The sequence below is a fragment of the Methylobacterium nodulans ORS 2060 genome, from assembly GCF_000022085.1.
Lineage (GTDB): Bacteria > Pseudomonadota > Alphaproteobacteria > Rhizobiales > Beijerinckiaceae > Methylobacterium > Methylobacterium nodulans.
Window position 1 is genome coordinate 394,059 of record NC_011894.1, and the last position, 12,312, is coordinate 406,370.

A 12,312-nucleotide genomic window follows, 5' to 3' on the forward strand; every position below is an offset into this window, starting at 1 on the left:
TGCCTATTTCTTTTCCATGACGCATTGCAGAGGATGTTGGTGTTTGCGGGCAAAGTCCATCACCTGCGTCACCTTGGTCTCCGCCACCTCGTACGTGAACACGCCGCATTCGCCGACGCCGTTCTGATGAACGTGCAGCATGATACGGGTCGCGTCCTCGCGCGACTTGTTGAAGAAGCGCTCCACCACGTGGACGACGAACTCCATGGGCGTGTAGTCGTCGTTGAGCAGGAGCACGCGGTAGAGGTTCGGCCGCTTGGTGATCGGCCGGGTGCGCGTGATGACGGCGGTTCCCGAGCGGCCGTCCCCGCCATTGCCGCCATTGCCGGGGGCGCGAGGCGACGCCGCGACGATCTCGGCCGCAGCGGCCCTTTTGATGACGACGATGTCCTGCCGCGGGACTTGAGACATTGGGATCGTACCGACCTCACCCTTTCGGTGGCGCCGAGGATCGGGCGGAGACCCATGGGCGCTGCAGACCGGCAACAACGTAGCACGCCCCGTGCCGGATCCGAGCCTAATCTATAGGCCGAGGGCGGCCGACGCCAGACGGCTGCGCCCTCTTGTCATGCCGCGGATCCGTTGCGGTCGGTGCGACGCAAAAAGGCGGCGCGGACCGTGCCGGCCCGCACCGCCTGTCCCCACTCGCATGTCGACGCCGCGCCCCTCCTCCGGGAGCCAGAGGCTCGCAGCGCGCCGCGCCGGATGCCCTATACCAACGGCCCGTCGGTATTACGCCGCGGCCGGAACCTTGGCGGCGAAGGACTCGAGCGGCTTCACCATCTCCTTGGCGAGGTTGCCATAGAGCTCGGCCATCTTCGTCGACTGGGCCAGGAAGCGCTCGTAGGAGGTCTTCAGGTACTCGGTCTGGATCTCGATCGCCTTGTCGAGCGAGCGCACGCCGGCGAGCTTCTCAAGCGTCGCGGTGGTCTGCTCGATGGACTGCTTGACGAAATCGGCCGCCTCGACCGCGATGGCCTGGCTGCCCTTCGACAGCGTGCCGAAGCTGCGCAGCAGGGAGTCCATGCTCTCCTTGCCGTACTTCTGAGCCGTCTCGAATTGCTGATTCATCACGATGCACGGCGCACCCGGCGCCGCCCCCTGGCGCGGTTCCTGACTCGGATGCGGAGGCGTCCGCGCATCACCCCCCGGCGGCCATTATGTGCATTGCACAATGGGCGTCAAGGATTTTTGTGCGGTGCACAATGCGTCCTTCTGATTGCATTAACCCGGGCGTAACCGCGCGAACCTAGCCTGATTGACAGTGATGCCGTGGCGACGGGGCGATTCCGTGGCGCGGCGCGGCTCGGGGCCAGCCGTTGCTGGCGCGCCCGACGCGGCTAGGCGTGGGATGAGTTCGTGATGCGTGGCGTTCGCGGCACCTCTGGTCGTGCAGTTCCGGCCCTGATCGCAGCCGCAGCGATCCTCACCGCCATGACGAACCCTGCGGATGCCCGCAGGCGAGGGCATCACCATGGCGGGGGCGGCGGATACAATCCCCCGTTCGCGGCGATGGTGGTGGACGTGAAGAGCGGCCGCATCCTGCACGCGGTCAACGAGGACGCGCTGCGCCACCCCGCCTCGATCACCAAGGTGATGACGCTCTACCTGCTGTTCGAGCAGCTGGAGCGGGGCAGGATGTCCCTCGACACGCCGCTCGAGATCTCCGCCAACGCGGCGCGGCAGGCGCCCTCCAAGCTCGGCCTGCGCCCCGGCGCGACGATCACCGTCGAGGAGGCGATCAAGGCGCTGGTGACGAAATCCGCCAACGACGTGGCCTGCGCCATCGGCGAGAACATCGCGGGTTCGGAGGGCGCCTTCGCCGAGATGATGACCCGCAAGGCGCATGCGCTCGGCATGACCCGGACGCACTACGCCAATGCGTCGGGCCTGCCCGATTCCGACCAGATCACCACGGCGCGCGACCTGACGATCCTGGCCCGGGCGATCCAGGACCGCTTCCCGCGCTACTACCGCTACTTCCAGACCCGCTCCTTCGCCTTCCGGGGCCGGGTCATCGGCAACCACAACCACCTGCTCGGGCGGGTCGAGGGGGTCGACGGGATCAAGACCGGCTACACGCGCGATTCCGGCTTCAACCTGATGACCTCGGCGCGGATCAACGACCGGCACATCGTCGCGGTCGTCCTGGGCGGCAAGTCCGTGGCGAGCCGCGACGCGATCATGACGCGGCTCGTCGAAGCGAACCTGCCGAAGGCCTATGCGGGAGCGCGCACGACCGCGCCTGTGGTGGAGGTGGCCGAGCGGCCCCGCCCCGCGGTGGTCGCCGAGAAGCCGGTCGCCACGCGCACGCTCGTCGCCGCGGCGGACGGAGAGGACGAGTCCATCGAGACGACCGCCTCGACGGGCCGCCCGGGCCAGCCCCTCGACCTCAATCCCTCGCGGCAGACGGCGACGCCGAGCGGCGGCCGCTGGCGCAGCGGCTCCGGCCTTCCGGCCAATGCCCAGGCCTATGCGGCGACCCCCGACACGTCCTTCCCGGCGCCGGGCGGCAAGTACGGGTCGCGCCTGCCCTCGACCGAGCCCGGCGAGGTCCGGGCCCCGGCGCCGCCGGCGCGCACGGAGGCGCCCGCGCCCAAACCCGTCTCGGTCACCCCCTGGGTCATCCAGCTCGGCGCCATGGACGACGAGGCGAAGGCGAAGTCGATGCTGGCCGAGGCGCGCCAGCGCAGCGGCGGCATGCTCGCCAAGGCCGCGCCCTTCACCGAGCGCGTCACCCATGGCGGCACCACGCTCTATCGCGCCCGCTTCTCCGGCTTCTCGGAGGCCGAGAGCGCGCAGGATGCCTGCCGGGCCCTCAAGCGCAACGGATTCACCTGCTTCGCGACGCGGAGCTGAGGGCGCTGGAGCATTTCCCGACGAAGTGGATCCCGGTTCGTCGCAGACAATGCGGCAAATTCAAAGACCTAGAACAGAAGCCGTTCACGGTGGAACGGCCTCTGTTCTAGGGGCAGCGATGAGCCTTCCGTGTTTCGCGGGTCTTAAGCCCCGCGGTTCGAGTCGACACGCGCGTGGAGTATCAGCGATGTCGGTTGAGAAGCCGGTCCTTGGCCGCGTTGACGCGCGCCGCGAGGTAGTCCGATCCCCCCTGGTCCGGGTGCAGCCGTTTCATGAGGGTCCGGTGCGCCCGGCGCACGTCCTCCACGGACGCCCCGCGCTCAAGCCCCAGGATCTGATAGGCCTCCTCCTCCGTCATCGCCCCTGGCTGCGGCGCAGCGCCCGGCCGCGCGTCCGCATCGCCCTCAGCGTGTTCACGCCAGCCGGCAAACCGGCGATCCAGATAAGCCTCTAGGAGCCGCGCTCCGTCCGGATCGCCGGCGCGGCAGGTGGCGAGGAGGGCGAGCAGGTCCGGCAGCGGCAGGGCGTCGAGCGCCTGCCCGGCTCGCGGTCCGGCGAGAACGCGACCCCGCATCGCCCCGGTCTCGTGATCGAGCTCCATCTCGATCATCATCGAGCGCACCCGGGAGGTGCTGCCGGGGCTGCGCGGCGCGGGTCCCTGCTGCCCCAGGCCGAAGGGCAGCGCGGGCATCTGGCTCCAGCCGAGGAGCCAGCCGCCGATCAGCCCAAGGGCAATCGCCATGTCGAAGCGCCCGCGCAGGAACAGCACGGCCGCCACCGCGAGCGCGAGCCAGCCGCCGAGGCGCCGCAGCACCCGCGCCAGGAGGGTCGGATTGGCGTTCGTCGCCTGACGGCCGAGCCACCACAGGCCGACCAGGACCAGCACGCCGAGACCGAGAGCAATCATGGGGCCCAAGAGAAATCAGAGGGCGAGAAATCAGAGGGCGAAGCGTCACCGCGGCGTCATGGCGCCGAGGAGCCGGCGCGCCACCGCATCTTCTCGCGCAGCGAGGCGCAGCCCGTCGAGTCCCCGCGCGGCGTAGACGGCCGCGGCCCGCAGCAGCCCGGCCAGCGTCGCGGGGGCATCGCGGTCGAAGCGCGCATGGGCGCCGCCCGACAGCCGGGCGATCTCGGCGAAGCCCGTCGCCGCCTGCGGCTCTCCACCCTCCTGGAAGCAGAAGGCCGGAACCCCGAGCAGCCTCAATTCGCCCGCGACCGCGCAGAGCCCGTCGAGATCCTCCTCGACGGCGTCGCCGACGAGGACGAGGGCTTTCACCGGCCCCTTGCCGGCCTCCGCGCGAGCGTGCCGCAGGACGCGGCCGATCTGGGTCAGGCCGCCGCGGCAGTGGATCCCGGTCATCAGACCGGTGAGCGCCCGCGGATCGGCGACGAAGCGCGAGGCGCGGCACTCGGAGAAGCCGCGGAAATAGACGAGCTGGACGGCGAGGCCGCCGAGATCCGCCGTCGCCGCGAACATCTCCGCCTGGAGCCGGCAGGCGAGGTCCCAGGTCGGCTGCCGGCTCATCGTCGCGTCGAGGGCGAAGATCAGCCGCGGGGCGGCCGGGGTGGCGGGCGCGAGCCGCCGCGCCTCGCCGAGGAAGGCCGCGACGGCGGCCTCGCCGGTCGGGACGGGAGGAACGGAGCGCTCGCCCATGGCCCCTCCTCGGCCTCAGTGGCGCCGGATCGAGGTGGCGGTGAGCGCGTGGATGGAGAACAGCCCGTCCGGATCGGTCCAGACCGCCCTCCCCTCCCAGCCGGCGGATCGGGCCAGGGCGCGGAAGCCCTCGACGGTGAACTTATAGCTGTTCTCCGTGTGGATTGTCTCGCCGGCCGCGAAGGTGATCGGCACATTGGCCACCGTGACGCGCTGGGCTTGCCGGCTGACGAGGTGCATCTCGATCCGGGACAAAGCGGTGTCGAAGAAGGCGCGATGCGCGAAGGCGGCGAGGTCGAAATCCGCCCCGACCTCGCGGTTGATCCGGGCGAGCAGGTTCAGGTTGAAGGCCGCCGTGACGCCGGCCGCGTCGTCATAGGCGGCATCGAGCACCGCCTTGTCCTTCACGAGATCGACACCGACGATCAGCGTCGCCTGCGGCCCGAGCGTCGCCCCGAAGTGCCGCAGCAAGGCGGCGGCGGCCTCGGGCTCGAAATTGCCGATAGTGGAGCCGGGAAAGAAGCCCGCCCGCGCCGCCGCGCCTAAGGCTTCCGGCGGCAGGGCGAAGAGCTGCGTGAAATCCGCCGCCACCGGCGCCACGCGGAGCGCCGGGAAGTCGCGGCCGAGATCCTCCGCCTCGCTGCGCAGGAACTCCTCCGAGACGTCGACCGGCACGTAGGCGGCGAGGTCGCGCAGATGCGGCAGCAGGCGGCGCAGCTTCTGGGTCGAGCCGCTGCCGAACTCGACCAGGGCGGCACCGGGCGGCAGGGCGGAGGCGATCTCGGCCCCGTGGCGGGCGAGGATGCCGAGCTCGGTGCGGGTCGGATAATATTCCGGCAGGCGCGTGATCGCCTCGAACAGGGCGGATCCCTGCTGGTCGTAGAAGTACTTCGCGGCAAGGTGCTTGCGCGGCGCCGTGAGGCCCGCGAGCACATCCTCGGCGAAGCGCCGGCTCGCCGGCTCGGCGGGCGGCGCGGCGGGGGGCAGGTGGGGACGCGGTGCGGTCACGGGCAACTCCGGGGCGTCGACGCGGTGGATCGCAAGTCGCCTCAGGCTCGACCGTGAGATAGTCTGAGGCCCGTGAACTGCCAGCGCTGGTGGGGATAGAAGAAGTTCCGGTAGGTCGCGCGGCTATGGCCGGCCGGCGTCGCCACCGACGAGCCGCGCAGCACGAACTGATTGACCATGAACTTGCCATTGTACTCGCCGAGCGCGCCGGGCACCGGGCGGTAGCCCGGATAGGCGGAGTAGCTGCTGCGGGTCCATTGCCAGACATGCCCGAAGGCTCCGTCGAGCCCGGCCCGGGCGGCCGCCTCCCATTCCGCCTCGGTCGGCAGGTCGCATCCCGCCCAGCGGGCGAAGGCATCGGCCTCGTAGTAGCTCACATGCGTGACCGGCAGCGCGGGATCGATGGCTTTCAGCCCCGCGAGCGTCATGCCGGACCAGACGCCATCCCCGGCCTGCCGCCAGTAGCCGGGCGCTTCCCAGCCTTCGGTCTGCGCCGTGGCCCAGCCGTCCGAGAGCCAGAGTTCCGGCCGCGCGTAGCCGCCATCCTGCATGAAGTCGAGCCACTCGCCGTTCGTCACGAGAGCCCGGTCGAGGGCGACGGGCTGCAGCAGGACCTCGTGGCGGGGCAGTTCGTTGTCGAAGCTGAAGCCGCCGCCCGCATGCCCGATCGGGACGATCCCGCCGTCGAGCCACAGCGTCCCCCCGGCCGGCGGCGCGGGGAAGCGCCAACCGGAATCGTAGGCGGGCGACAGCGGGTTCTGCGCGAAGGCATGCAGGATGTCGGTGAGCAGGAGTTCCTGGTGCTGCTGCTCGTGGTGGAGGCCGATCTCCAGGATGGCGAGCACCTCCGCCAGCGCCGCGTCGGGAGCGGTCTCGATGAGCGTGCAGACGGCGCCGTCGACATGGTCCCGATAGGCCGCGACCTCCTCGCAGGTCGGACGGGTGACGAGGCCGCGGCTGACCCGTGGCGCCCGCGGCCCGGCCGCCACGTAGTAGGAATTGAACAGGTAGAGGAACCGCTCGTCGAAGATCCGGTAGCCGTGCGCGCGGTCCTTCAGCAGGAACTGCTCGAAGAACCAGGTCGTATGGGCGCGGTGCCACTTGGTCGGGCTCGCGTCCGGCATGGACTGGATCTGCTGGTCCTCGGGGGAGAGCGGGGCGGCGCGGCGCTCGGTCTCATCGCGTACGTGCCGGAAAGCAGCGATCCAGGCGGACCGATCGACGGGCCGGGCCGAGACGTCCGGGGGCGGAAAGGCGGGGCGCATGTCCGTCGCCTGCGCGGTCGCAGTCGCTGCCATCACGAGGGTCCCTTGCGCATAGATTTATTGCGCACCGACAACGCGGCCGGATGGAATTCGTTTCTCCACCGCGACGGCGCGGCGCAGGTTTTACATCTCGCGGGGCCCTGCGGATTGGCGCGGCCTTTTTGCCGCCCCAGTGACCGCGCCTTAACGATCGGCCGGAGATTTTCAGCGGTGCGGTTCGAGGGAATGCCCGTGCAGCAGCACGGGCGCGCCCGCCCCAACGAGTTGATGCGCATGCGATTCGATCTTCTGGCCGGTGCCGGCGCGGCGCCGCTCGCGCCCGCCATGCGGGCGCCGGCCGTGCTGGTGTTCGATTCCGGCCTCGGCGGCCTCACGGTGCTGGCGGAGGTGCGGCGGGCCCGACCCGACGCGCGGGTCGTCTATGCGGCCGACGACGCGGCCTTCCCGTATGGCGACCTGTCGGAGCCGGCCCTGGTGGCGCGGGTGGTCGCCGTGATGGAGCGCCTGATCGCCCTGCACGCCCCCGACCTCGTGGTGGTCGCCTGCAACACCGCGACGACGCTGGTGCTGCCTGCCCTGCGGGCGCGCTTTGCGATTCCGTTCGTCGGCACGGTTCCGGCGATCAAGCCGGCCGCCGCCGCGACGCGCTCGGGGCTGATCAGCGTCCTCGCCACCCCGGGCACGGTGCGGCGCGACTATACCCGCGAGCTGATCGACGCCTATGCGGGTGCCTACGCCGTCACCCTCGTCGGGGCGACGCGGCTTGCCGCCTTCGCGGAGGCGGAACTGGCCGGCACGCCGGTGGGCGACGACCTTCTGCGGGAGGAGATCGCCCCCTGCTTCGTCGGCGCGGGCGAGAGCCGCACCGACGTGGTGGTGCTCGGCTGCACGCATTATCCGTTGCTGCTGCGGCGCTTCGAGCGGCTCGTCCCCTGGCCCGTCACCTGGATCGACCCCGCCCCGGCCATCGCCCGGCGGATGGCCCAGCTTCTCGGCCCGGCGCCGCACCCGGCGCCGCCGGAGGATGCGGCGCCGGTGGCGGCGGTGTTCACCGGCGGCGAGCGCATCACGCCGTCCTTACGCGACGCGCTCGCCGCACGGGGGATGGGGTCCATCGCGGTCGAGGCGATGCCGCTCGCCCGGCAGTGAGGGCGCGCCGCGTGCTGCTGGGCCTCCTGCTCGCTCCGGTCGCGCTCTATGGCGCGGTCGGGGCGGCGCTCTGGGCGCTGCAGCGCGACCTCATCTATCCGGGCGCGCGCGGCCTCCTGCACGGGCGCCGGGATCCGCCGCCCGGCGTCGAGACGATCAGCATCCGCACGGCGGATGGCGAGACGCTGCGCGCCCTCTGGCGGGCGCCCGCGCCGGGATGCGGCATCGTCGTGAGCTTCCACGGCAATGCCTCGATGCCGGAGATGCATGCCGAGCGCTTCGTGCGCGACCCCTGGGCGGCCCATGGCTGGGGCCTCATCGCCATCGCGTATCGCGGCTATCCGGGCTCGACCGGCCGCCCGAGCGAGAGCGGGCTCATCGCCGACGGGCTCGCGGCCCTCGCGGAAGCCGGGCGCCGCGCCCCCGGCACGCCCGCGCTGCTGCACGGGCATTCCCTCGGCACGGCGGTGGCGGTCGCGGTGGCCGCCGAGCACCCGCCGCTCGGCCTCTATCTCGAAGCACCCTTCGATTCCATGACCGCGATGGCGCGGATGCGCTTCCCGTTCCTGCCCACGGCGCTCCTGCGCGATCCCTACCGCTCGGACCGGCGCATCGGCGCGGTGACGGGCCCGATCGTGATCGTCCACGGCGACGACGATCCGGTGATCCCGACGAAGTTCGGCCTCCGTCTCGCGCGGGCCGCGCCCGCCGGCACGCGATTCGAGGTGGTGGAGGGCGACCACGTCACGCTGCTCGGGCGGAAGGACGCGGAGGCGGAGGCGCTGTTCCGGGCCAAGCTCCCGGCGGGTTGCGTCGCCGGCTGAGGAAAGGCTTGACGCCGTCCCCATTCCCGCGTACCAGCGCCCGGCTTGCGGGGTCCTTCGGGGCCCCGCGGCTTTTTCAGCGCACCCGTGAACGGCTTACCCGGCCGGTCTGTCATCCCGCAAGGGAGGAGGAGGGCGCGTTCCTCGCAAAGTCGATCGGTTTCCTGAGGACACGCGATGTCGAAACGCATCCAGGCGAAGCACAAGCTCGATCGCCGCATGGGCCAGAACATCTGGGGCCGCCCGAAGAGCCCCGTCAACCGCCGCGAATACGGCCCCGGACAGCACGGACAGCGCCGCAAGGGCAAGCTGTCCGACTTCGGCACGCAGCTGCGCGCGAAGCAGAAGCTGAAGGGCTACTACGCCAACATCACCGAGAAGCAGTTCCGCCGCTACTACGCCGAGGCGATCCGCCTGCGCGGCGATTCCGGCGAGAACCTGATCGGCCTCTTGGAGCGCCGCCTGGACGCCGTCATCTACCGGGCGAAGTTCGTGGCGACCCCCTTCGCGGCGCGCCAGTTCGTGAACCACGGCCACATCAAGGTGAACGGCCAGCGGGTCAATATCCCGAGCTTCCTCGTCAAGCCGGGCGACGTGATCGAGGTCAAGGAATCCTCCAAGCAGCTCGAGATCGTGGTCGTGGCCTCCCAGCTCGCCGAGCGCGACGTGCCGGACTACATCGAGGTCGATCACGGCAAGATGACCGCGCGCTTCACCCGCGTGCCGACCCTCTCCGAGGTGCCCTATCCGGTGCACATGGAGCCGAACCAGGTCATCGAGTTCTATTCGCGCTGATCGCAGGCGAGAGAATTCGCGGAACCAAGGCGGGCGCTTGCAGGCGCCCGCCTTTTTTGTGCCGGTCATCCCTCCGCCGGCTCGCCCCTTCCCGGGGCTCGGCGCTCATGCTCCGTTATTCCGGCAGCGTCCGATACAGGTCCGGGAAGCGCCTTCCCTTCGCCATCGCCTCGACCAGACGGCCCACGGCTGACGCGCCGCCATTCGCCTCCGTCCAGCGCAGCACGCGGCAGGCCGCACGGGCGTAGATGGTGTTGTCCACCGCCCCGGAATGGCGCCAGTCCCGGCCGTCGGCGGGGAGCGGCCCGCCCGGCTCGACCCGGCAGCGCGAGACGGCCGTGCCTTCAGGCAACAGGTCGCGCGGGTCGTTCGAGACGAGCACGGCCACGCCCTCGTCGAACCAAGCCGGCATATCGTTGGATAGGCTACGGATGAGCCCGAGCTGCGCCACCATTTCGGCGTGGGATAGCTCGTGCAGCACGGTCACCCGGTCCAGCCCGCGCGGGGAGAGCCGCAGCCCGTAGGAGCCGTAGGCGACCCCGCGCGCGCCACCGGCACCGATCCGCTGCTGGCAGGCCTCGTCCGAGCAGGCGAGGACCCGCGGCGCGGAGACCGGGCTGCCATAAAAATGCGCGAGCCGACGCGGTGCTTCGGCAACGGCCTCGAGGAGCGCCGCCCGGGTCTCGGCCGGCATCGCCGGATCCACGTAGACGCGGCCAGCCAAGTGCTCGAAGCCGTAGCAGCCCGGGCAGGCCAGCGCTGCGATGGCAGGCTGCGTCAGGGCCAAAGCGCCGGCAGCGCACATCATCAGCAGACCAAGGACGCCCAGTCCCCGCAAAAGCCACGATTGCGCCTTGCCCATCTTGGCTACTCCGAAACAGGTGCTCCGAACGTCCGGCGGAGGTGCGGCGAAGGGGGCGATCCTCAGACTGGCCGTGTTGCGCCTCTCACCCCGGGTCAGGCGTCAGCCTCTTCGGGAATCACAGCCATCCTGGCCTCAATCTGACGTAAGGGCAAGCCGCCACGCTCCTCATGCTGAGGTGCTGCGTCTACGGGACAGGCCCTCAGCGCATCGCCGCAAGCAGGGTCTCCTGCACGGCGCGCGGGGCGGCGACGAGTTCGCCGTGGACCGGCTCCCGGCGGTTATAGGCCGGGGCACGGCCGGCGAGGTCGAGCACCACGCCGCCCGCCTCGCGCAGGATGAGGTCGGCGCCGGCGAGATCCCAGTCCCGCGCGTCGGACGAGATCAGCCCCACATCGACCAGACCTTCGGCGACGCGGGCGACCCGCAGCGCCAGGGACGGAATCCGCCGCAGCCGGATCAGCGCGTCGGGGGTGCCGCCGAGGCCGAGATTCCGCTCCAGATGGTCGACCATCGGCTTGGGCCCGGCAACGCGGGCACCCGCCAGGCTCTCCGGCGCGGTGACCCGGATCGGCTCCCCGTTCTTGCGCGCGCCCTGCCCGACCACCGCCTCGTAGACGAGGCCCGTCACCGGGGCGGCCACGATGCCGAGCACCGGCTCTCCCCCGGACAGGAGCGCGATGGCGATCGACCAGTCGGGATCGCCCGACAGGAAGGCCCGCGTGCCGTCGATCGGATCCACGATCCAGACGAGGTCGTGGTCGAGCCGCACGGGATCGTCGCGGGTCTCCTCCGAGAGCCACGCCGCCCCCGGCGCGAGTTCGCTGAGGCGGATCTTCAGGAAGGTGTCGACCGCGACATCCGCCTCGGTCACCGGAGAGCCGCCGGACTTGCTCCAGACCCGGGCGCTCGTGCGCTCGCCCACATTGAAGAAGGGCAGAGCGAGCAGGGCCGCCTCGCGGACCGTGGCACGGACCTGGGGAAGCAGCGCTCGCGCGTCGACGGAGGAGGGCATGACCGACGGGGACCGTATGGTTGGGACAGGGGGCAGCCCGCGCCGACCGGGCCCGGAGGGGAGCGTACGGAACGCGGGCCCCGTTGTAGGCCCGGCTTTGCGGCCCCACAAGGATGGCCCCGCCGATCGTCGCGATCGCCCGCGATCGCCGTGATCCCGCGATCGCCGTGATGATGAAGACAAAATGACGTCGGTCCGGACAAGGAAATATTGAGCATCCGGAGCAGGAAGCAGCCGCGAACCATCGCTTAACGCTGCGCCTTAAGGCGTTCTGAGCCGGCGAGAGGCATTCTGCCCCCAACAGCGGACGGCCCGTCAGAGGCCGCCGCCTCACGCGGACAGGGCGTCGAGCAGAACCATGGTCACGAGAATTCACAGCACGAATCGGCAGACCGACTCACGCAAGGGTGACGGCCTGCTGCCCATCCTCCACCGCGGTCCCGTCCAGGTCGAGCCGTCCCCGCTGCCGATCGTCGGCCGGATGCCGGGCGCGGGCCGCGCAGCCAGCGTGGCGCTCTGCCTCGATGCCGAGGCGAGCGACGCGGCCGGCGAGGACCGCTTCGCGCTCCTGCTCCTCGACAAGGACGGCGACCCGCTGATGCAGCTCGGCACCTACGGGGATGCCGACGTCGTGGCCGTCTGGCGGCGCCTCGGGGCCGAGACCGGCCTGCCGCTTCTGGTGATCCAGGAGGACGGCGCGGTCACCCCGTTGGGCGCGCAGCTCGGGCGGGTCAAGCTCGGCGCCGTGCGCATCCGCCGTCGGCACGGGCTCCTCAGCGGACGCCGGCCGCGCTTCCTCTGCCGCCGCAAGACCGGCCGGCTGCCGCTGCGCCCGGCCGTGCACCGGGACGAGGACCCGCTGACCGACCACGGCCTCTGAC

13 protein-coding genes are annotated in these 12,312 nt (G+C 70.9%); 5 read left to right on the top strand and 8 right to left on the bottom strand.

The window, feature by feature from the left end:
• Positions 1-3: 3 nt before the first annotated feature.
• Entirely contained in the window at positions 4-411 is a 408-nt protein-coding gene (gene clpS, locus MNOD_RS01715) for an ATP-dependent Clp protease adapter ClpS (protein WP_015927104.1), read from the bottom strand.
• 321 nt (positions 412-732) lie between these two features.
• Positions 733-1,071, bottom strand: coding sequence for a phasin family protein (locus tag MNOD_RS01720; protein WP_015927105.1), 339 nt, complete (start codon positions 1,069-1,071; stop codon positions 733-735).
• Positions 1,072-1,362: 291 nt separating this feature from the next.
• On the opposite strand from MNOD_RS01720, the gene MNOD_RS01725 reads away from it, so the two are divergent.
• A complete protein-coding gene (locus MNOD_RS01725) occupies positions 1,363-2,859 on the top strand; it encodes an SPOR domain-containing protein (protein ID WP_015927106.1) in 1,497 nt (498 codons plus the stop codon).
• Between the two features lie 181 nt (positions 2,860-3,040).
• Here the strand turns inward: MNOD_RS01725 and MNOD_RS01730 are convergent, their stop codons facing one another.
• Genes MNOD_RS01730 through egtB form a run of 4 tightly spaced genes read right to left on the bottom strand, consistent with a single transcriptional unit; the run spans position 3,041 to position 6,819 of the window.
• Positions 3,041-3,766, bottom strand: coding sequence for a DnaJ domain-containing protein (locus MNOD_RS01730; RefSeq protein WP_015927107.1), 726 nt, complete (start codon positions 3,764-3,766; stop codon positions 3,041-3,043).
• 45 nt (positions 3,767-3,811) lie between these two features.
• Positions 3,812-4,513 (bottom strand): vWA domain-containing protein, encoded by a 702-nt coding sequence (locus MNOD_RS01735; RefSeq protein ID WP_015927108.1) that lies wholly within the window; start codon positions 4,511-4,513, stop codon positions 3,812-3,814.
• Positions 4,514-4,528: 15 nt separating this feature from the next.
• A complete protein-coding gene (gene egtD, locus MNOD_RS01740; protein ID WP_015927109.1) occupies positions 4,529-5,521 on the bottom strand; it encodes an L-histidine N(alpha)-methyltransferase in 993 nt (330 codons plus the stop codon).
• Between the two features lie 41 nt (positions 5,522-5,562).
• Positions 5,563-6,819: an ergothioneine biosynthesis protein EgtB gene (gene egtB, locus MNOD_RS01745; protein ID WP_015927110.1), complete on the bottom strand. Its 1,257-nt coding sequence runs from the start codon at positions 6,817-6,819 to the stop codon at positions 5,563-5,565.
• A gap of 240 nt (positions 6,820-7,059) precedes the next feature.
• On the opposite strand from egtB, the gene murI reads away from it, so the two are divergent.
• The 3 genes from murI (at position 7,060) to rpsD (ending at position 9,554) form a co-directional block, all read left to right on the top strand.
• A complete protein-coding gene (gene murI, locus MNOD_RS01750) occupies positions 7,060-7,935 on the top strand; it encodes a glutamate racemase (protein WP_043750138.1) in 876 nt (291 codons plus the stop codon).
• Positions 7,936-7,946: 11 nt separating this feature from the next.
• Positions 7,947-8,759 (top strand): alpha/beta hydrolase, encoded by an 813-nt coding sequence (locus tag MNOD_RS01755; protein ID WP_015927112.1) that lies wholly within the window; start codon positions 7,947-7,949, stop codon positions 8,757-8,759.
• A 177-nt stretch (positions 8,760-8,936) separates the two neighbouring features.
• Positions 8,937-9,554, top strand: a complete 618-nt coding sequence (gene rpsD, locus MNOD_RS01760) for a 30S ribosomal protein S4 (protein ID WP_015927113.1) — start codon at positions 8,937-8,939, stop codon at positions 9,552-9,554.
• Positions 9,555-9,669: 115 nt separating this feature from the next.
• Here rpsD and MNOD_RS01765 read toward each other — a convergent pair whose 3' ends face one another.
• Complete coding sequence (locus MNOD_RS01765) at positions 9,670-10,416, bottom strand: hypothetical protein (RefSeq protein WP_015927114.1); 747 nt, start codon at positions 10,414-10,416, stop codon at positions 9,670-9,672.
• Positions 10,417-10,618: 202 nt separating this feature from the next.
• The gene (locus MNOD_RS01770) at positions 10,619-11,431 is read right to left on the bottom strand and encodes an inositol monophosphatase family protein (RefSeq protein ID WP_015927115.1); all 813 of its coding nucleotides are present in this window, start codon (positions 11,429-11,431) and stop codon (positions 10,619-10,621) included.
• A gap of 358 nt (positions 11,432-11,789) precedes the next feature.
• Here MNOD_RS01770 and MNOD_RS01775 point away from each other — a divergent pair, with 358 nt between their 5' ends.
• A complete protein-coding gene (locus MNOD_RS01775; RefSeq protein WP_015927116.1) occupies positions 11,790-12,311 on the top strand; it encodes a DUF6101 family protein in 522 nt (173 codons plus the stop codon).
• The last annotated feature ends 1 nt before the right edge of the window (position 12,312 follow it).